Source organism: Peteryoungia wuzhouensis, assembly GCF_003205195.1.
In the GTDB taxonomy this organism is placed as follows: domain Bacteria; phylum Pseudomonadota; class Alphaproteobacteria; order Rhizobiales; family Rhizobiaceae; genus Allorhizobium; species Allorhizobium wuzhouense.
The window spans coordinates 495628-515545 of record NZ_QJRY01000001.1 but is presented as its reverse complement, the minus strand read 5'-3'; the positions used below and the strand labels follow the sequence as shown (position 1 = coordinate 515545).

Genomic DNA, 19918 nt, shown 5'->3' with positions numbered 1-19918 from the left:
CACTCAATGACTTTATTCCTAAGCCAGAAATGAGAACAATGCAAGAACAAACTTCATGAATCTCTCAGTGGCAAAACTTTGTGCAATGCGATAGATATAGGCAATGCTGACAGTCATCATGGAATGCCGCGATCAGGAGCCCGAACTCGCACAGACGCTGTCGGTGCTGGTTGCTGGTGCTGTGGAGGGGCTGGTGAGTGATGTGATCGTGCTGGATCACGGCTCGCAGGACGGGTCCTCCATGGTTGCGGATGCCGCAGGCTGCCGCTTTTATCAACAATGGGACATGAAGGACGTGCTCGCCAAGGCCCGCGGCGAATGGCTGCTTCTGGTCGAGCCGGGTGCTCGTCTTGGGCAGGGCTGGGTCGATGAGGTCGCGGAATATGTGGCGCTGAATGGCGTTCCCGCCCGCTTCTCGGAATCGAGAACCTATCGGCTCCCCTTCTATCGCCGCCTGACGCGCAGCCGCCCGCCGCTGGAAACCGGCCTGTTGCTTCCCAAGCGCCAGGCCTTGGCGCTTGTCGATTCGCAGACGGATCTGTTGCAACTGGCCCGTGGCCAGAAGGCACGACGTCTCGCCTCCGAGATCATCCCCTCATGGGTCGCCCGCGAAGCCCGCCGCTGAACGAAAGCCGTCTTCTTGTTTTGCGCAATTCCGGACGCAAAACCGCTGCGCAGTTTTGCTGGAACGGCTCTAGCCGCCGCGCTTCAGGTGCTCGTCCAGCCTCGGCATGATTTCCACGAAATTGCAGGGCATGTGGCGGTAATCGAGCTGCAGCTTGATGATCCCGTCCCAGGCGTCCTTGCAGGCGCCGGGCGAGCCTGGGAGCACGAAGATGAAGGTCGCGTTCGCCACCCCGCCGGTCGCCCGCGACTGGATGGTCGAGGTGCCGATCTTGTCATAGGAGATGCGATGGAAGACTTCGGAAAACCCGTCCATCTTCTTCTCGAACAGCGGCTCCAGCGCCTCCGGCGTCACGTCCCGCCCGGTAAAGCCCGTGCCGCCGGTGGTGATCACAACGTCGATCTCGGGGTCCGTCGTCCAGCCCTGCACCTGCTCGAAGATCGCGGCCTTGTCGTCCTTGACGATGGCCCGCGCCACCAGCCGGTGTCCGGCCTCCGCAATCCGCGCCGCCAGCGTATCGCCGGACCGGTCGTCTGCCACCGTGCGGGTGTCGGAAACGGTCAAGACCGCAATGCCGACGGGAATAAAGGGGCGGCTTTCGTCAAGGCGGCTCATCCAGGCTCTCCCGCAATCGTGTGAGTGAGCAAGACATACCAGTCGGGCCGGAAGCTGGACAGTGCAAGGGCTGCCCTCAGTGCGGCCGGCTCGCTGTCGTAAAGCCCGAAGCAGGTCGCGCCCGAGCCCGACATGCGCACGAACCCTGCCAGGCTCTGGCGAAGGTAATCGCAGGCCTCGGCAATTTCGGGCACAAGCGCTTCGGCAGGCGGTTGCAGATCGTTGCGCAGCGCAGACAGAGCGGCAAACCAGTCGTCCGCTCCGGCAGTGTCCGGAAGACTGCCAATCGCCGGATTATCCTTGCGTGGCAACTGGCGGAATATCTCCGGCGTCGAGACAGGCAGCATTGGATTGACGAGCACGATTGGAAAGGAGGGCAGGGCAATGCGCTCCAGCGCCTCCCCGATCCCGCGTGCCCGAAGCGGTCGCGATGCAAGACACATCGGCACGTCCGCGCCGAGCTTCAGGGCGATCGCCTGCAGGGCATCTTCGGCAAGCGTGGCCTGCCAAAGGCGCATCAATCCGCGCAATGTTGCCGCAGCATCGGCCGAGCCGCCACCGATCCCCGAGGCAATCGGCAGGTTCTTGTCGAGCGTGATCGCAACGGGGGCATGGCTCTGCCCGGTCTCATCGAGCACAGACCTCAGGAGGTCGCGCGCGCGCAAAACGAGATTGCCGTCCTGACCGGCGGGGTCGAGCGCAAGCACCGAGCCGAACCGGCCGCTGAGCGTCAGGCTGTCCACCTCGGCAGGGGCAAAGGTCAGTTCGTCCCCGTCTTCGGCAAAGGTCACCAGACTGTCGAGCAGGTGATAGCCATCGCTGCGCTGGCCGGTGACATGCAGGGCAAGATTGATTTTGGCCGGAGCCGTCTCTTCGACCTTCTCCGGCGATGTCACGGCGACGGAAGACATCGGGCTCAGGTCTTCTTGTCGTCTTTCTTCGGTTCTGCCGCCGGTTCGGCATTCACCTTGGCGGCATCGGCCTCGATCGGCGGCAGACCCTTTTCGATCTTCGCCTGGATGGCCGGGACCTGTGCCTCTTCCGGCTCGGAGGCCAGGGCCCGCTTCCACTGGAAGGTGGCCTCAAGCTTGCGTCCCACGCGCCAATAGGCGTCGCCCAGGTGGTCGTTGATCGTCGCGTCGCCGGCCTTCAGCTCGATTGCCCGCTCCAGCTCGGTCACCGCCTCGTCGAAGCGGCCCATGCGGTAATAGGCCCAGCCGAGCGAGTCGACGATGTAACCGTCGTCCGGACGCAGTTCCACGGCCTTCTTGATCATGTCCAGCCCTTGCTGAAGGTTCCGGTTCATGTCGACCCAGGAATAGCCGAGATAGTTGAGAACCTGCGGCTGGTCGGGATTGAGCTCAAGCGCCTTGTTGAAGTCCGGCTCTGCCTTGTCCCACTTCTTCAGGCGCTCATAGGCAATGCCGCGCTGGAAGAAGACCGACCAGTGATTGCGCGTCGGTGCAGGACCGATCACCTCCACCGCCTTGTCGTAGTTCGCCGCCATCGCCGCGTAATCCTTGGCATCGGACAGCACGCTGCCATAGGCGAGATAACTGCGCACATCCTTCGGGTCGGACGCGATCAGCTTCTGCAGATGCGCACGCGCTTCATCGACCTTGCCGGTCTCGGCCAGCGTCAGGCCAAGCTGCAGTTCGGAAATCCGCCGCATCGGCGAGGTTTCCGGCACCTGGCGGTAGAATTCGATCGCCTTGTTCGGCTGCCCGGCCTTTTCCGCGATCCCGCCGAGCAGGATCAGCGTATCGGCCGCTTCCTTGTCCAGCGCGCGCGAGAACTGCAGGTACAGCATCACCGTGTCTTCCGCGCCGTCGCGGTTCAGCGCGCCGCCAATGGAAAACAACACGCCGGCGGCCCCCTGGGCTGCCGTCTCGATGACCGGCTTCGGCTTGCGGCCGGCCTCGATCTCGTCGCGCAGCGCCTTGAAAGGCGCGAAATTCGTGATCAATTCGTCACCGGCGGAAAGCGCATCGAGTGCCTTCTGCTTGTTGCCGGCATTGGCCTCCAGCGTGGCAAGCGCCATCACCGCCCGCGCATAGGTGTCGGGGGCCGTCGCGCCGCCATTCTTGTCGGTCACGGTCTCGGTAAAGGCCTTGCGGGCGCCATCCTCGTCACCGACGACGCTGGCAATGGCGCCGATATTGTAGTTCGTGAAGATGCTGTACCAGCTCGGACCCTTCAGATCCTGCAACTGCTTCAGGGCCTCCTTGCCTTTGCCTTCGCCGACCTTGGTCCAGGCGGTCAGCAATTCGTTCATCAGCCGGTCAAGGTCATTGGGGCCTTCGTATTTCAGCGATTTCATCGCCTTTGCATAACTGCCGTCACGGATCGCCTGGAAGCTCAGCGCAACCGATGTGACCCGCTCGACGGCCGGATCCTTTTCCAGGAGCTTGGCAAGCTTGGCGCCTTCATCGAAATCGCCGTTCATGAACAGCGCGATCATCAGGCGCTGCTGCAGTTCGAGCTCATTGGGCGAAAAGTCCAGCGCCTTCTTGTAGAACTGGATGGCGTTCGGATAGTCGCGATCGGCCTCTGCCGTGCGTGCCGCGAGAAACGCGCCCGCAAAGGAGTCAACGGTGCCGTAATCGAAGCTTTCCGAGCTCTCAGGCGCTGCGGCCTTCGTAGACGAGGCCGCTTGCGTGAACGAAACGCCGAGGAGCAGCGCCAGCGCAGTGCCGGCGAGGATGCGAAGGGCGGGGCTTTGCCGCATGAACGAGCCTTTCAGGAACCGATGACAAGCAGTCTCGCCCACACGGACGACACGCGATGATTCACGCACAGAATGGCTTTTTTGAAGCAGCCTCGCAAGGCGATCCACAGCTCTGCGTCAATTGACGCGGGAAATGCAGAAATCGATCACGTCGTTGAGAGCGTCCTTCCACGGCGAGTTCGGCAGTGGCGCCAATGCATCACGCGCGATCTTGCCGTAATGCTGTGCCCGCTGGATGGTGTCGCTGAGCGCGCCATACTTGCTGATCAGGCCAAGTGCCTTCTCCAGCCTGACGTCGTCGTTCTCGCCGCCTTCGATCGAGGCCTTCCAGAACTCGCGCTCCGGGGCCGTGCCGCGGCGGTAGGAGAGGATGACCGGAAGGGTGATCTTGCCCTCGCGGAAATCGTCGCCGACATTCTTGCCGGTCTCGGCAGCCTTGCCGCCGTAATCCAGCACATCATCGACCAGCTGGAAGGCGAGGCCGAGATTCATGCCGTAGGATTTGAGCGCGCTGCGCGTCGCCTTGTCCGTGCCGGCGACGATCGGGCCGACTTCAGCCGCCGCTGCAAAGAGCGCTGCGGTCTTGGCGCGGATGACGGCGAGATAATCGTCTTCGGTCGTCTCCATGTTCTTGGCGACCGAGAGCTGCAGCACTTCCCCCTCGGCAATCACACAGGCTGCCGTCGACAAGACGTCGAGCGCATCGAGCGAGCCGACTTCGACCATCATGCGGAAGGCCTGGCCAAGCAGGAAGTCGCCGACGAGAACGCTCGCCTGGTTGCCCCAGATGGTACGCGCCGTCGATTTGCCCCGGCGCAGGTCGCTTTCATCGACCACGTCGTCATGCAGAAGCGTTGCGGTGTGCATGAACTCGACCGAGGTCGCGAGCTTGATATGATGGTCGCCCTCGTAGCCGAACATGGCAGCCGTCGCGAGCGTCAGCATGGGCCGCAGACGCTTCCCGCCGGAGGAGATCAGGTGGTTCGCCACCTCCGGAATCATCTGCACATCGGAGCCGGCCTTCGACAGGATCAGCTGGTTGACACGCTCCATCCCGCTTTTCGTCAGGTCCACCAGAGGCTTGACAGATGCCTGTTTGTTTTTGCTTTCCTCAAGCGGTATGACTACGCCCAACGCACCGGACTCCTGTTCAGTTTGGTCGCCGACCATAAAAAGGCCGGGAGCCCACGGCAAGGGGCGAATTGCCTCGGTCGGCGCCGGAACGCCGGTTTTACCTGTTAACAGTGAGTTCTGAAATCGATGCATGAGATCATTCGCAGCAACGACGTCGTCCTGCTCTCCTTTGCCGAAAGCCTGATGCGCGACGCCGGGATCGCGACAATGATCGCCGATCAGTCGATGAGCATTCTCGAAGGTTCGCTCGGCATGCTGCAGCGCCGCCTGATGGTGGATGGCGATTGCGTGGATCAGGCGCGTCGCATTCTGACCGATGCCGGTCTCGGCGCCGAACTGCGTGACCACGACGCCTGAGCCTGCCCATGGAGCCTGTGCACTCTCCGATGGCCGAGCAAACGATCGACGCCTTTCATCGCGGCGCTTTCCATCTGGTCCAGCCCGTCGGCCGTGGACACCGCGCCGGCATGGATGCCATGTTGCTAGCAGCTCTGGTGGTGGATGACAGGCCCGTCCGCATTGCCGATCTCGGCGCCGGTGCCGGCGCTGCCGGCCTCGCCGTTGCCACGCGGTTGCCCAATGCATCTGTCGTCCTGGTCGAACGTTCGAAAGACATGGCCGGTTTCGCCCGCAAGAGCCTGGCTTTGCCGGAGAACGCCCGGTTCGCCAGCCGCGCCGGCGTGCTGGAAGCCGATGTCACCCTGACCGGCCGCGCCCGTGTCGCAGCCGGCCTTCTCGACGACAGCTTTCACCACGTCATCATGAACCCGCCCTTCAACGATCCAGGCGATCGCAAAACGCCGGATGCCCTGAAGGCGGAGGCCCATGCGATGACCGAAAACCTCTTCGAAAGCTGGATCCGCACGGCGGGTGCGATCCTGATCCCCGGTGGCCAGCTGTCGCTGATTGCCAGACCCCAGTCGATTGCCGAGATCATCGCAGCCTGCGGCAAACGCCTTGGCGGGCTGGAAATCACCGCCATCCATCCGCGTCAGGGCGAGAATGCGACCCGCATCCTCGTGACGGCCATCAAGGGGTCGCGCGCCCGGCTGCAGCTGCGTGCGCCGCTTCTGATGCATGACAACCCCGACAGCCATGCCTTCGCCCCCGTCGTCGACGATCTCAACAACGGCCGCGCGGGCTATCGCCGCCTGCGTTGAAATCGCTGATTCTTTAGCGGAACCATTGTGTTTGTGCCGACGCTTCTTACATCTCCCGTCAGAGTGAAGATCGTGAGGAGTTGAGACACGACCATGGCAGATTTTCTGAAACGGCTGGTTCCCAAGCGCTTCCGCAAGAAGGGCGTCGTCATTCCGGTCGTCAGGCTGCACGGGCCGATCATGAGCGGCGGGTCCCGTTTCCGTCCCGCACTTAATCTCGCCTCGGTCGCCGGCCAGCTGGAAAAGGCCTTCGCCATGAAGGACAGCCCCGCCGTGGCGCTCTCGATCAATTCGCCTGGCGGCTCCCCCGTGCAGTCACGCATGATCTACGACCGTATCCGCGCGCTCGCCGAGGAAAAGAACAAGCGTGTTCTGGTCTTCGTCGAGGATGTCGCGGCGTCCGGCGGCTATATGCTCGCGATATCAGGCGACGAGATCATTGCCGATGCCACCTCGATCGTCGGTTCGATCGGCGTCGTCTCTGGCGGTTTCGGCTTTCCCGAACTCCTGAAGAAGATCGGCGTCGAGCGCCGCGTCTACACATCGGGCGAAAACAAGGTGATCCTCGATCCCTTCCAGCCCGAGAAGGAAAGTGACATCGAATATCTGAAGACCCTGCAGGCCGAGATCCACGAGATCTTCATCGACATGGTCAAGGCGCGGCGCGGCAGTTTGCTCGCTGACGATCCGGCCCTTTTCTCCGGCCTGTTCTGGACTGGCCGCAAGGGGCTGGCACTCGGCCTCGTCGACCGCCTTGGCGGCCTGCGCGAAGAAATCAAGACGCGTTACGGCAAGGATGCCCGCCTCGAACTCGTCGGGGCCCAGAAGGGCCTCTTCGGTCGCCGGGTACCGGGCATTGGTGCCTTCGGGTCGACCGATCAGATCGCAGCCCAAGCCGTCGCCGGTCTTGCGGAGACGCTCGAAGAAAAGGCACTATGGGGCCGCTACGGTCTGTGATCGAAGCGACAGACAAGGGCCGACGGGCGAGGGGACATGGCGCAGCTGATTTTTCTTCTGATCCTGGTGGGTGGCAGCTGGCTGCTTTATCGGAAATTCGTCAGCGATGCCGAAAAGCTCGCGGCTCGCTCGCGGGCGCGCGAAAAGGAGCGGGAGACGGATGCGATCGGCACTCTGGTCCAGGATCCTGAAACGGGCGAATATCGTCTGCGTCGCGAGGATGATGTCTGACAGATCGGCCGAAATGGCAATTTCGTTCTCTCTATGTTGCTTCGACTTGAGTTCGAAGCGGCGAGACGGTACCAAAGGTCAATCTAACGGCAATGACGTGCCTTCTTGAACGTCATGCCAGTCGTCATCCCGGAGAGCCATGAACCATCAGATGCATTTTCTCGGCTCGCCGGGGCAAGTGGCGGACGAAATTCGTGCCTTTGACTGGAGCGCCACCTCACTCGGTCCGATTGAGGGCTGGCCGCCGGCATTGCTGACGACGTTGCGGCAGGTCCTGGCAACACGGCAGCCCATGTGCTTCTGGTGGGGCGATGACCTTCTCCAGTTTCACAACGACGCCTATCTGCCGATCCTGGCCGAGCGTGTCAGCAGCGCGCTGGGGCAGCCGTTTCGCGAATACTGGTCGGATGTCTGGGTCGGCGTGGAGCCCTTCGTGACGCGTGCCATGGCGGGCGAGGGAACCTGGATGGAAAACCTGCCGCTGCGCATTCTGCGCAACGGCGAGGTCCAGGAGAGCTATTGGAGTTTTTCCTATAGCCCTCTCTACGACGATCAGGGCGTCATCGCCGGCATCTTGAACGTGGTGACGGAAACCACCAACGCCGTGCTGGATCGCAAGGCGCTGCAGGAAGCGTATCAGGAGGCGCAGAGGCATCTCACTGAGCGTGAGCAGCACGAGGAGGAGTTGAAGCTCCTCAACCGCGAGCTTGCGCACCGGATGAAGAATACGCTGGCAATGGTGCAATCCATCGTCACCCAGAGCCTGCGCACGGCAACGTCGATCCCCGATGCCGCCGCCACCATTGGCGCCCGCATTCAGACCCTGGCCAAGGCACAGGATGTGCTGACCGGCATGAGCGTGACGGCTGCGGAAATCACCACCATTGCCAAGGTTGCCGTCGCTCCGCATGTGGATGATGCGCGACGCATCGAAATCAACGGTCCCCGGGTATTCCTTTCGGCTCAACAGGCCCTCGGCCTGTCGCTCGCGATCCATGAACTCGCGACCAACGCCACCAAATATGGCGCGCTCTCCCGTCCCGAGGGACGTGTGTCGATCCGTTGGGACAAGCAGGCGGACGACCGTTTCACCTTCGACTGGCAGGAAACGGGTGGTCCCCTGGTGACCGAACCGACCCGCCGCGGCTTCGGATCGAGACTGACCGAACGGATCGTCTCCGATCTTTTCCAGGGACAGGCCGGCCTTCGTTTCGAGCCGACCGGGGTTGCCTTCTCGCTGAACGGCAAGCTGCACAGCGAGGGCGACTTCGAGCATTGAAACCTCCAGGCGTCATTGGCCGACTTGCCGAGACGCTTGACCCTTCCGTCCGCTCATGGCACCAGACGGGCCGCAACTTGAGCCAACCCGATGGATAGCCCGATGACCACGCCCCTTGCCCCGCACATGGACCCCAAGCGCTCCTTTCAGGCGCTGATCCTGACGCTGCATGCCTATTGGGCCGACAAGGGTTGCGCGGTGCTCCAGCCCTACGACATGGAAGTCGGCGCCGGCACCTTCCATCCGGCGACCACGCTGCGCGCGCTTGGGCCAAAGCCCTGGCGTGCCGCTTACGTGCAGCCCTCGCGCCGTCCCTCCGACGGTCGCTACGGCGAAAACCCCAACCGTTTGCAGCATTATTACCAGTATCAGGTCATCCTGAAGCCGAACCCGTCCAACCTGCAGGAACTCTATCTCGGCTCGCTGAAGGCGATCGGGCTCGATCCGCTGCTGCATGACATCCGCTTCGTCGAGGACGATTGGGAAAGCCCGACGCTGGGTGCCTGGGGTCTCGGCTGGGAATGCTGGTGCGACGGAATGGAAGTCTCGCAGTTCACCTACTTCCAGGCTGTCTGCGGCATCGACTGCTCGCCGGTCGCGGGCGAACTGACCTACGGTCTTGAGCGCCTCGCCATGTATGTCCAGGGCGTCGACAACGTCTACGACCTCAACTTCAATGGCCGCGAAGGCGAAGAGAAGATCTCCTATGGCGACGTCTTCCTGCAGGCCGAGCAGGAATATTCCCGCCACAACTTCGAATTCGCCAACACCGAGATGCTGCATCGCCATTTCATCGATGCCGAAAAGGAATGCCAGGCCCTGCTCGCCGCCGGCGCCCCCTCGGATACGGAAAACCAGCGCCTGCACAAATGCGTCTTCCCGGCCTATGACCAGTGCATCAAGGCGTCCCACATCTTCAACCTGCTCGACGCCCGCGGCGTCATCTCGGTCACCGAACGCCAGGCCTATATCGGCCGCGTCCGCGCTTTGGCGAAAAGCTGCGGCGAGGCGTTTCTGCTGACCGATGCGGGTGGGGCGAATTTCGGTCGGGCGGCCTGAGACCCTAAAACTCCAGCCCCGCCGCCACCCGGTTTTCGATCCTGACCACCAGGCCGTGGATCTTCGCCATCAGCACGTCGAAGTCGATCGGCTTCGTCAGATAGCTTTCGGCGCCCGCGCCAAGCCCTTCGATCAGTTTTTCCCGGTCGGCGAGTGCCGTCAGGAAGACGAAGGGCATGTTGGAGAATTGCGGATGGTTGATCTGCAATTCGCCGAGCATGGAGATGCCGTCCATCTCCGGCATGGTGATGTCGGAGATGACGATATCGGGCCGGTTATGCAGGATCTTGTCGAGCCCTTCCTTGCCGTTTTCCGCCTGCAGCACGCGGATGCCCGCATCCTCCAGTTCTTCGACGATCAGTTCACGAACGTCTCTTTCGTCTTCGACGCAAAGTACCGTGATCATGTTGTCCTCCTCTTCTCCCCGTCGGGGGATCACGCGGCATGGGTCTCCGCTGCCGCCTCGGTTTCGCTCGCCCGCGCCGGTCCTTTAACCGGCAGAACCAGCGTAAATGTTGTTCCCTTGCCCCGTTGGCTCTCCACGAAGATATCGCCGTCATGCAGCGTGACGATCTGCTTGACGAGCGACAGCCCGATGCCGGTGCCGGCAATGCCGGTCGAGGTGCGAGCGCGGAAATAGGGTTGGAAGAGCTTGTCGATGTCCTCGGCATCGATCCCGACACCCTCGTCCCTGACCGACAGGAAAACGAAACCTTCCTCTTCCCAGCCGCGGATCAGGATGTCCGGCGCGCGGGGCGCATATTTGATCGCATTCGACAGGAGATTGGTGATCACTTGCGAGATGCCCAAGGCATCGCAGCGGATCATCGGCGGCAAGGCATCGATATCCGTTTCAAAGCGGTGATGCGGCGAAGACAGCTTCTGCCGCTTGATTGCCTGTTCCACCAGCTTGTGCAGCGCGCAGTCGACCAGCGAAAGCTCAGCCTTGCCGGTTTCCATGCGCCCGGCCGAGAGAAAACTCTCCATCAGTTCGACCATGCGCGCCACCGCCGAGCGGATCTGCTGCGTCTTCTCGCCCAGGAAGGCCGCATCGATGCCGCCCTTCTTGCGCAGCAGCCGCTGGGCTGCACCGTCGATGATGGCAAGCGGCGTGCGAAATTCATGGCTGGTCATCGCCACGAACTGCCGCTGCATGGCGTTGATGTTCTTTTCCTGCTGCAGCGCCTCTTCGAGCGCCGCCGCCTGGGCTGCGATCTCCGCGGTGCGTTGGCGAACGGTCTTTTCCAGCTCGTCGCGGTTGCGGATCAGGTCCTTCTCCGCCCGCTTGCGCACCGTGATATCGGTATAACTCAGCACATAACCGCCGTTGGACAGCGGCTCGGAGCGCACAGCCAGCACCTTGCCGCTCGTCCGCTCGCGCTCGAAGCTGTAAGGCAGCCCGAGTTCCGCCTGCTCGACACGCTCGCGCACCATGGCCTCGTGGTCGCCGTCACCCCATTCGCCACGGCAGGCATTGTAGCGCAGGATGTCCTCGAAGGCGGAGCCTGGCGGGAACAGCTCCGGCGGAATGTTCATCAGGTCGTAAAGCCTGCGGTTCGCCATCAACAGCCGCGACCGGTTGTCGAACACGCCGATGCCGCCCGGAATGGCATCGAACACCTGTTCCAGGAGGCCAAAGGCCTTGCGCTGGTCGGCGGTGGCGATCGCCACTTCGGCAAAAAGATCGGATTCTTGGCCCTTGATCCGCCACACATGCACCTTCACGGGATAAACGGTGCCGTTGCGCCGCCGCTGGATGGTGTCGAAGGAAATCTTCTGGGCCCGTCCCAGCATCAGCGGCACCAGCCGCGCCCGGTAATCGGCCTCGGAAACACCGGCCTTCAGCTCAGCCGGCGTCATGGCTGACAGCGCCTGGGCGGAATAACCGGTCCGGACACTGGCCGTTGCATTGGCCCGCGTGATCTGCAGGCTTTGCGGATCGAAGACATAGATCTCGTCGGTGGAAAGCTCCACCATGTCGAGCAGTGTGCCGGTACAGCCGTTTCGATGCGCAATGATCGTGCCGATTTCTTCCGACAGCATGCGCAGGATCGCCAGCTTTTCCTGGCTCATCCGTTTGCCTGTTCGCCCGAAGAACAGGACCGTTCCCATGCGCCCGCCTGACGGATGGTGAAGCGTTAGCGGATAGATCGCGGCTTTCGATCGGCTGCTTGCCCCCGGCGGCAAGCCCTCGTCCGGGCAGATGTCGAGCGGCAGGGAAAGCTCATCCGCGGCGTTTTGGTGAAACAGGCGATCGCGGTCGTGCTGGCTGTCGGCGAGATAGACGGCAAAGGCGGGCGTAAGGTCGAAGGCGGTGACCGTGGTGATCACGGCGCTGACATCGGTCAGCACATCCGTCAGGCGACGTTCGGGTGTCGCCGCGCGCAGGATGTCGCGATCGGCCAGCAGGGCCCAGACAGGCAGGTCGTTCCAGGTCATCGTCTGCATGCGCAGGTCCCAATCGAAAGCTGCTCGGAGATCTATATTAGGCTCTGCGAATTAACCGCTGCCGTAGAACTTCCGCGCAATTTGAGCCATCGCGGATCCAATCGCGGAAAAATCGGCCAAGTTCGGTTCATGGCGTCTTCGCTCATGACTTTCCCGTGATGAAAGGCTAACTTGCAGCCACCTCAGCTGGGAGCCTTCCGCATCATGTTCACGATACTTGCCATCCTGGTCGCCATCGGCGCCTATCTTGTCTTCGTCTACAATGGCCTCGTGAAGTCGCGGCAGATGGCCGAGGAAGCCTGGTCGGGTATCGACGTTCAGCTGAAGCGCCGCGCCGACCTGATCCCCAACCTGATCGAAACGGTGAAGGGCTATGCCGGCCACGAAAAGGGCACGCTGGAAAGCGTCGTCGAGCTGCGCAACAAGGCCCAGGCCGTGCCGGCAGGCGATGTCGCCGGTCGCGCCCAGGCGGAAGGTCTGCTGGGGGCGGCACTGGGCAAGATCATCGCGCTCGCCGAAGCCTATCCGGACTTGAAGGCGAACGAAAATTTCGTCGAACTGCAGCGTTCGCTCGAAACCATCGAGGGCGAGATCCAGATGTCTCGCCGCTATTACAATGGCGCTGCCCGTGATCTGAACGTCAAGGTCGAGAGCTTCCCCTCGAACCTCGTCGCCGGCCAGTTCGGCTTCTCGAAGAAACCCTATTTCGAGATTGCCAACGAGGCCGACCGTGCGGTACCGACGGTCAAGTTCTGACGTCCAAACAAGGACGCGCTTGAGAGACCGAATTGATGACGACTGACAGTGTGACCATCCTTCCGCCCGCCCATGCCCTGACCGGCAAGGTGAGCCCTCCGGGTTCGAAATCCATCACCAACCGCGCTTTGCTGCTGGCTGGTCTCGCGAAGGGCACCAGCCGCCTGACCGGCGCGCTGAAGAGCGATGACACCCGTTACATGGCCGAAGCGCTGCGCCAGATGGGCGTGACCGTCGATGAGCCGGATGCCACCACCTTCGTCGTCACCAGCTCGGGCGAACTGAAGGCGCCAACTGCCCCGCTCTTCCTCGGCAATGCCGGCACCGCCACCCGCTTTCTCACTGCTGCGCTGGCGCTTGGCCAGGGCCGCTACGTCGTCGATGGCGACGAGCACATGCGCAAGCGCCCGATCAAGCCGCTGGTCGAAGCGTTGAAGTCGCTCGGTGTTGCGATCGAATCTCCCACCGGCTGCCCGCCTGTCACGATCGACGCCACCGGCCGCTTCGAGACGAATCACGTCGTCATCGATGCCGGCCTGTCGAGCCAGTATGTCTCGGCCCTTCAGATGGCAGCCGCCTGCGGCTCCGAGCCGTTTACGATCGAGCTTGCCGGTGCCGATATCGGCGCCCGCGGTTACATCGACCTGACGATGTCGGCCATGCGTGCCTTCGGCGCCAAGGTCGAGCAGCCGACGCCGGCCTCCTGGGTCATCCAGCCGACGGGCTATACCGCGACTGATTTCCACATCGAGCCGGATGCCTCCGCCGCCACCTATCTCTGGGGCGCGGAAGTCCTGACCAAGGGCCGGATCGACATCGGCACGCCGTCGGATGCCTTCACCCAGCCGGACGCCAAGGCCTATGACGTGATCGCGCAGTTCCCCAACATGCCCGCCGTCATCGACGGCAGCCAGATGCAGGACGCGATCCCGACGATTGCCGTGCTCGCCGCCTTCAACGAGACGCCGGTGCGTTTCGTCGGCATCGAGAACCTGCGCGTCAAGGAATGCGACCGCATCCGCGCCGTCTCGACCGGCCTCAACAACATCCGCGATGGCCTGGCGAGGGAAGAGGGCGACGATCTCCTGGTCTTCTCCGATCCCGCGCTCTCAGGCCAGTCGCTGCCGGCGGACATCGACACCTTCGCCGACCACCGTATCGCCATGAGCTTTGCGCTCGCGGGCCTGAAGATCCGCGACATCACCATCCTAGACCCCGCCTGCGTCGGAAAGACCTATCCCGGCTACTGGGATGCGCTCGCCTCGCTCGGTGTCGACCTCGTCAGGAACGACAAGAAATGACCACGCTCTTCCGCCTGTGCTCCGCTTTCCTTCTCCTCATCTGGATGGCATGCGGCGCGCAGGCCGAAGAGGTCATCCGCGATTTCCAGGCGGATATCGTGGTGTCGGCCGATGGCAGCATGGAGGTGACGGAGACGATCACCGTCAAGGCCGAGGGCAATGACATCAAGCGCGGCATCTTCCGCGATTTCCCGCTCTATGCCGTCGATGAGAAGGGTTTTCGCCGACAGGTTGATTTCGAGCTCTTGTCCGTCGAGCGGGACGGGCAGCCGGAAGACCATCACACAGAGAGCGTCACCGGCGGCATCCGCATCTATACCGGCTCGGCCGACGTTTTCCTTGAGCCCGGCGAATACACCTACGCGATCACCTACCGCACCGGCCGGCAGATCCGCTATTTCCACGATCACGACGAACTCTACTGGAACGTCACCGGCAATGGCTGGATGTTCCCGATCGAACATGCCGGCGCGCGCGTCACCCTGCCTGACGATGCAATCCCGACCAGGACGGCGGTCTACACCGGCGCCATGGGGTCGACCGACACCAACGCCCGCACACGGCCAGGCTCGAACGGCCGGGAGTTCGAAACCACACGGCCCCTCGGCCCCCAGGAAGGCCTGACCATCGTCCTCGGTTTCGCCAAGGGCCTCGTTGCGCCCCCATCCGCGCAGGAGGGTTTCTGGTGGTTCCTGCGCGACAACCTGAATTTCATCATCGCCTTTGGCGGCCTCGTCCTCGTCTCGCTCTACTACCTGCGCTCCTGGTTCGCCGTCGGCCGCGACCCGGCGAAAGGCGTGATCGTGCCGCGCTGGGATGCCCCCGACGGCATCTCGCCGGCACTCGTCAACTACATCGACAACAAGGGGTTCTCCGGCGGCGGCTGGACCGCGCTCTCGGCCTCCGCCCTCGATCTGGCCGTGAAGGGTTATGTCGAACTCGATGATCTCGACACCGGCATCACCATCCGCCGCACGAAGAAGCCGATCGAAGGAACGCTGGAAGCCGGCCAGGCCCGTCTCCTCAAGGAAATCCCCTCTGCCGGCAACGAACTCGTCATCGACAAGGAAAACGGCAAGCGCGTCCAGACGGTCGGCTCTGCCTTCCGCTCGGCAATCGAGAAGGAACACCGCGACAAGTATTACAAGAGCAATGCCGGCTATATCAGCTTCGGCATCGCCATGTCCGTTGTCATCATCCTCGCTCTGTTCATCTTCGGCACGCTGGATGAAGACGTCTATGCCCTGATGCTGGTGCCCGCCTTCTTCTCGCTCTTCTTCGGCAGCTTCACCGTCGGTCTGGTCAAGATGTTCCAGCGCGGCCGCTCGCTGTTCACCAAGATCTTCTCGATCATCGCTTTGGCCTTCATCGGTTTCATCGCCCTGTCGACCATGGGCCTGATGTTGCTCTCCATGTGGATGGATCTCGAACAGACCCACCAGATCCCGCTGCTGCTCGCCTTCGGCGGCATCCTGCTGGTCAACTTCCTGTTTCTTTTCCTGATGGGCGCACCGACCCCGCTCGGCCGCAAGCTGATGGACGGCATTGAGGGTCTGAAGATCTATCTGACCCTTGCCGAACAGGACCGGATGAACATGGCCGGCGCACCAAAGATGTCGCCGAGCCACTTCGAAAAACTCTTGCCCTATGCGGTGGCGCTGGGTCTCGAAAAGCCGTGGTCGCAAACCTTCGAAGCCTGGCTCGCCTCAGCCGCCGCCGGCGCCGCTGCCGCCGCCTACAGCCCGGCCTGGTACCACGGCAGCAACCCCAGCGGTTTTGGAGACCGCATCGGTGGCTTCTCTTCCTCAATGGCCTCCACCATCGCCTCCACCATTCCGGCTCCGCCCCCTTCCAGCTCCTCGTCCTCGTCGTCAGGCTTTTCCGGAGGTTCGTCCGGCGGCGGCGGTGGCGGCGGCGGCGGGGGAGGGTGGTAGCCACCCACCTCCCCCTTGAGGGGGGAGGTCGCCGCGAAGCGGCGGGTGGGGGTGACCACGGATGATTGCACGCATTCACTTGGGAGGGACGCTAGGATGTCCATCCCTTGCGTAGCCTTGTCTTCTACCCAGAGACCCCGCCGCCTGGTGTGATCACCCCACCCTGGAGCTCCGCTCCGACCCTCCCCCTCAAGGGGAGGGTGGTGAAGACGCCGGCGCCACTGTCCACCTCCCCCTTGAGGGGGGAGGTCGCCGCGAAGCGGCGGGTTGGGGGTGATCCATGGGTCGGCCGACCATTTCCCTTCAATTCCCAGAGTTGAAGCGCCCTGAGTTTCGACGTTTGTTGGAAGGGTTACGGATCGGGAACCAGAGCTATGCCCAGACCTCCGACGTCCATGGAACGCTTTCGCCGCGCCAATGCCAGGCGCCTGCGATCCACCAGCACGGATGCCGAGCGGAAACTCTGGCGCCATCTCTGGCGCATTCCGATCGACGGGAGCCATTTCCGCCGCCAGGTCCCGATTGGTCCCTACTTCGCGGACTTTGCTTGTCATCAGATCGGGCTGATCATTGAGCTGGACGGTTCTCAGCATGGCACGGATGTGGGGCTGGTGCGGGATGCCGCACGCACCGCCTTTTTGGAGGCCCAGGGTTACAAGGTGATGCGTTTCTGGAATGTCGAAGTCCTGACGGAGCTCGAAGCGGTTCTCGACACGATCTATGCGGCGGTCCGCGAGCGGGAGAAACTCCTGGAACTGCACCCTGAAGCAAGTCCCCTTCGTCAAACCTTTGCCAAGTTGGTAGCATCCACCAAACAGGCGAACCTTCAAAACGCGGAGGATCACCCCACCCCGGAGCTTCGCTCCGACCCTCCCCCTCAAGGGGAGGGTGGCTGAAACGCCGGCGCCGTGCACCCCACCTCCCCCTTGAGGGGGGAGGTCGCGCGGAACGCGCGGGTGGGGGTGACCACTGGCTGAATGGTGATGATCCCATTGTCCGCCGCCTGATCCACCCCCATTTTGCTCCGATCCATGGATGACTTTTGCCGCGCGGCTTGCTAAGTCCGCCGCAGCCCTTTGCAACAGCTCAAAAAGTCAGACCCCATGCCCGATCTACTGCTCGAACTCCGTTCCGAAGAAATCCCGGCCCGCATGCAGCGCAAGGCGGCTGGCGATCTGAAGAAGATGGTAACCGATGCGCTTGTTGATGCGGGTCTGACCTATGAAGGTGCGCGCGAATACTGGACGCCGCGACGCCTGACGCTGGATATCCGGGGCCTCACCGCTCGTTCCGCCGATATCAAGGAAGAAAAGAAGGGCCCGAGCGTCTCGGCACCTCAAGGAGCCATCGACGGCTTCCTGCGCGGCGCCGGCCTCTCCTCCATCGATCAGGCGATCATCAAGACCGATCCGAAGAAGGGCGATTTCTACGTCGCCTACATGGAAAAGCCCGGCCGCGCGGCCGAAGAGATCATCGCCGATGTCATGCCCGGCATCATCAGGGCCTTCCCCTGGCCGAAGTCGATGCGCTCCGGCTTTGCCTCCATGCCCAAAGGCTCGGGCTATGGCGGCATCGAGGGCAAGGGCATGGAAAGCCTGCGCTGGGTCCGCCCGCTGCAGTCGATCCTCTGCACCTTCGGCCCCGAGCATGACGAAGTCCAGGTCATCCCCTTCGAGATCGACGGCATCGTCGCGTCCAACGTCACCTATGGCCACCGTTTTCACGCGCCGGATGCCATCACCGTCAAGCGCTTCGACGATTACGTCACCAATCTGGAGCGCGCCAAGGTCATCCTCGATGCCGAGCGTCGCAAGGACATGATCCTGCACGACGCCCGCGACATCGCCTTCGCCAATGGCCTGGAACTGGTCGAGGACGAGGGCCTGCTGGAAGAAGTCTCCGGCCTCGTCGAATGGCCCCAGGTTCTGCTTGGCACGTTCGAGGAGGATTACCTCTCGATCCCCGCCGAGATCATCCGCCTGACGATCAAGACCAACCAAAAGTGCTTTGTCGTGCGCCCTCAGGCTACCCACCTCCCCCTTGAGGGGGGAGGTCGCGCGGAACGCGCGGGTGGGGGTGACGCTTCGACGGTTGTGGGTCACCCCACCCCGGCCCTTCGGTCCGACCCTCCCCCTCAAGGGGAGGGTGTGCTCTCCAACCATTTCATACTCATTTCCAACATCCAAGCCACCGATGGCGGCCGCGAGATCATGCATGGCAACGGCAAGGTCGTGCGCGCCCGCCTGTCGGATGCGCTGCATTTCTGGAAGCGCGACCAGGGCGACCTGCCGGACCTCGACACGCTGAAGGCCTCTGCCGCCAAGTTCGATCTCGACCTGAAGAAGCCGCTCGACCAGCGCATGGCCAAGCTCGACGCGCTGAACGTCACCTTCCACGCCAAGCTGGGCACGCAAGGCGAGCGCGTCGCGCGTATCCGCGAATTGGCCAAGGTGCTGGCGCCGATCGTCGGCGCAGACGCTGCCCTCGTCGACCGCGCCGTGGTGCTGGCAAAGGCCGACCTGCGCACCGAAGCCGTCGGTGAATTTCCCGAACTCCAGGGCGCCATGGGCCGCAAATATGCGCTCCTGCAGGGCGAAGATGCCTCCGTCGCTGCCGCGATCGAGGACCACTGGAAACCGAACGGCCCGTCCGACCGTCTGCCGGAAGACAAGGTCGGCCTCACCGTCGCGCTCGCCGACAAGCTCGATACGCTCGTCGGCTTCTGGGCGATCGACGAAAAGCCGACCGGCTCAAAGGATCCTTATGCACTGCGTCGTCAGGCACTTGGCGCTGTACGCATGATCCTTGAACGAGGGATACGCATGCGTTTGGCTGACTTAGCTGAAAGCCATGCTATTCAGATAAGCCTAACGCAACTTCAGAGTGGTAGGGCATACCAGTCATTGGATCCTTTGCTGCATGGCATCACGAACGATGTAAACTACAACAAGATCCTGCACATAAAGGGTATGGCACCAGATCTTAACTGGATCGAAGTCATGCTCAACTCGGGCTACCTGTTGGCGGACGCGGAGACGGTCTATTATACAGAGGATGAGCAGAAGTACGCAAATCAAGGCTCGACTTGGGTTTCGCCGGCGCGCGAGTATGTCTCTAACCTCCTCTCCTTCTTCCACGACCGCCTAAAAGTCTACCTGCGCGACCAGGGCGCCCGCCACGACATTATCGATGCCGTGCTGACGCCTGAGGCCGACGATCTCCTGATGGTCGCCCGCAAGGCCGAGGCGCTCACCGCCTTCATTACCTCGGAAGACGGCCTGAACCTCTTGGCCGGCACCAAGCGCGCCACGCAGCTTTTGGCTGCCGAAGAGAAGAAGGGCACCGTCGTCGCCGATGGCGTCTCGGAAGCGCTGCTGAAGCTCGACGCCGAAAAGTCCCTCTTCGCCGCCATCCAGTCGGCCTCGAAATCGGCAGCGGAGGCCGTGGCATCGGAAGACTTCCGCTCCGCCATGCAGGCGCTCTCGACGCTGCGCGGCCCGGTCGACACATTCTTCGAGGACGTCCTGGTCAACGACGAGGATGCCGCCATCCGCGCCAATCGTCTGGCGCTCCTGAAGGCGATCCGCGAAGCGACCGGCACGGTCGCGGACTTCTCCAAGATCACAGGTTGATGATGTGAGACCCCGCTTCGGCGGGGTTTTTCGTTTTCACCGCCCGTTTTCCGACCTTG

18 protein-coding genes are annotated in these 19918 nt (G+C 62.6%); 12 read left to right on the top strand and 6 right to left on the bottom strand.

Annotated features, from left to right (window positions below):
- The first annotated feature begins 103 nt into the window (after positions 1-103).
- Positions 104-625 (top strand): glycosyltransferase family protein, encoded by a 522-nt coding sequence (locus DMY87_RS02715; protein WP_110789732.1) that lies wholly within the window; start codon positions 104-106, stop codon positions 623-625.
- A 69-nt stretch (positions 626-694) separates the two neighbouring features.
- Here the strand turns inward: DMY87_RS02715 and moaB are convergent, their stop codons facing one another.
- The 4 genes from moaB to DMY87_RS02695 form a co-directional block, all read right to left on the bottom strand.
- A complete protein-coding gene (gene moaB, locus DMY87_RS02710) occupies positions 695-1240 on the bottom strand; it encodes a molybdenum cofactor biosynthesis protein B (RefSeq protein WP_110789731.1) in 546 nt (181 codons plus the stop codon).
- Positions 1237-2151 (bottom strand): 4-(cytidine 5'-diphospho)-2-C-methyl-D-erythritol kinase, encoded by a 915-nt coding sequence (locus tag DMY87_RS02705; RefSeq protein ID WP_110789730.1) that lies wholly within the window; start codon positions 2149-2151, stop codon positions 1237-1239. The genes moaB and DMY87_RS02705 overlap by 4 nt, the downstream gene beginning before the upstream one ends.
- Positions 2152-2156: 5 nt before the next feature.
- Positions 2157-3968 carry a tetratricopeptide repeat protein gene (locus DMY87_RS02700; RefSeq protein WP_110789729.1) on the bottom strand — a complete coding sequence of 604 codons (1812 nt, stop codon included), beginning with the start codon at positions 3966-3968 and terminating at the stop codon, positions 2157-2159.
- A gap of 117 nt (positions 3969-4085) precedes the next feature.
- Entirely contained in the window at positions 4086-5102 is a 1017-nt protein-coding gene (locus DMY87_RS02695) for a polyprenyl synthetase family protein (RefSeq protein ID WP_110789728.1), read from the bottom strand.
- Positions 5103-5228: 126 nt separating this feature from the next.
- Between DMY87_RS02695 and DMY87_RS02690 the strand changes: the two genes are divergently transcribed.
- The 6 genes from DMY87_RS02690 (at position 5229) to DMY87_RS02665 (ending at position 9788) form a co-directional block, all read left to right on the top strand.
- Positions 5229-5459 carry a putative signal transducing protein gene (locus DMY87_RS02690; protein WP_110789727.1) on the top strand — a complete coding sequence of 77 codons (231 nt, stop codon included), beginning with the start codon at positions 5229-5231 and terminating at the stop codon, positions 5457-5459.
- Between the two features lie 29 nt (positions 5460-5488).
- Entirely contained in the window at positions 5489-6262 is a 774-nt protein-coding gene (locus DMY87_RS02685; protein WP_110789726.1) for a tRNA1(Val) (adenine(37)-N6)-methyltransferase, read from the top strand.
- Between the two features lie 93 nt (positions 6263-6355).
- Positions 6356-7219, top strand: coding sequence for a S49 family peptidase (locus DMY87_RS02680; RefSeq protein ID WP_110789725.1), 864 nt, complete (start codon positions 6356-6358; stop codon positions 7217-7219).
- A gap of 36 nt (positions 7220-7255) precedes the next feature.
- A complete protein-coding gene (locus tag DMY87_RS02675) occupies positions 7256-7450 on the top strand; it encodes a hypothetical protein (RefSeq protein ID WP_110789724.1) in 195 nt (64 codons plus the stop codon).
- A 139-nt stretch (positions 7451-7589) separates the two neighbouring features.
- Positions 7590-8729, top strand: coding sequence for a sensor histidine kinase (locus DMY87_RS02670; protein ID WP_110789723.1), 1140 nt, complete (start codon positions 7590-7592; stop codon positions 8727-8729).
- A gap of 126 nt (positions 8730-8855) precedes the next feature.
- Positions 8856-9788 (top strand): glycine--tRNA ligase subunit alpha, encoded by a 933-nt coding sequence (locus DMY87_RS02665; RefSeq protein ID WP_110790348.1) that lies wholly within the window; start codon positions 8856-8858, stop codon positions 9786-9788.
- Positions 9789-9792: 4 nt separating this feature from the next.
- Here DMY87_RS02665 and DMY87_RS02660 read toward each other — a convergent pair whose 3' ends face one another.
- Positions 9793-10194 carry a response regulator gene (locus tag DMY87_RS02660; RefSeq protein WP_110789722.1) on the bottom strand — a complete coding sequence of 134 codons (402 nt, stop codon included), beginning with the start codon at positions 10192-10194 and terminating at the stop codon, positions 9793-9795.
- 29 nt (positions 10195-10223) lie between these two features.
- A complete protein-coding gene (locus tag DMY87_RS02655) occupies positions 10224-12236 on the bottom strand; it encodes a sensor histidine kinase (protein WP_110789721.1) in 2013 nt (670 codons plus the stop codon).
- A gap of 204 nt (positions 12237-12440) precedes the next feature.
- Between DMY87_RS02655 and DMY87_RS02650 the strand changes: the two genes are divergently transcribed.
- The 5 genes from DMY87_RS02650 to DMY87_RS02630 all read left to right on the top strand — a co-directional run bounded on the left by DMY87_RS02650 (position 12441) and on the right by DMY87_RS02630 (position 19859).
- Complete coding sequence (locus DMY87_RS02650) at positions 12441-12992, top strand: LemA family protein (RefSeq protein WP_110789720.1); 552 nt, start codon at positions 12441-12443, stop codon at positions 12990-12992.
- A gap of 35 nt (positions 12993-13027) precedes the next feature.
- Positions 13028-14293 (top strand): 3-phosphoshikimate 1-carboxyvinyltransferase, encoded by a 1266-nt coding sequence (locus DMY87_RS02645; RefSeq protein ID WP_110789719.1) that lies wholly within the window; start codon positions 13028-13030, stop codon positions 14291-14293.
- Positions 14290-16227 (top strand): DUF2207 domain-containing protein, encoded by a 1938-nt coding sequence (locus DMY87_RS02640; RefSeq protein WP_110789718.1) that lies wholly within the window; start codon positions 14290-14292, stop codon positions 16225-16227. Before DMY87_RS02645 ends, DMY87_RS02640 begins: the two co-directional genes overlap by 4 nt.
- Before the next feature lie 395 nt (positions 16228-16622).
- Complete coding sequence (locus DMY87_RS02635) at positions 16623-17123, top strand: endonuclease domain-containing protein (RefSeq protein WP_110789717.1); 501 nt, start codon at positions 16623-16625, stop codon at positions 17121-17123.
- A 207-nt stretch (positions 17124-17330) separates the two neighbouring features.
- Positions 17331-19859, top strand: a complete 2529-nt coding sequence (locus tag DMY87_RS02630) for a glycine--tRNA ligase subunit beta (RefSeq protein ID WP_110789716.1) — start codon at positions 17331-17333, stop codon at positions 19857-19859.
- Positions 19860-19918: the final 59 nt, after the last annotated feature.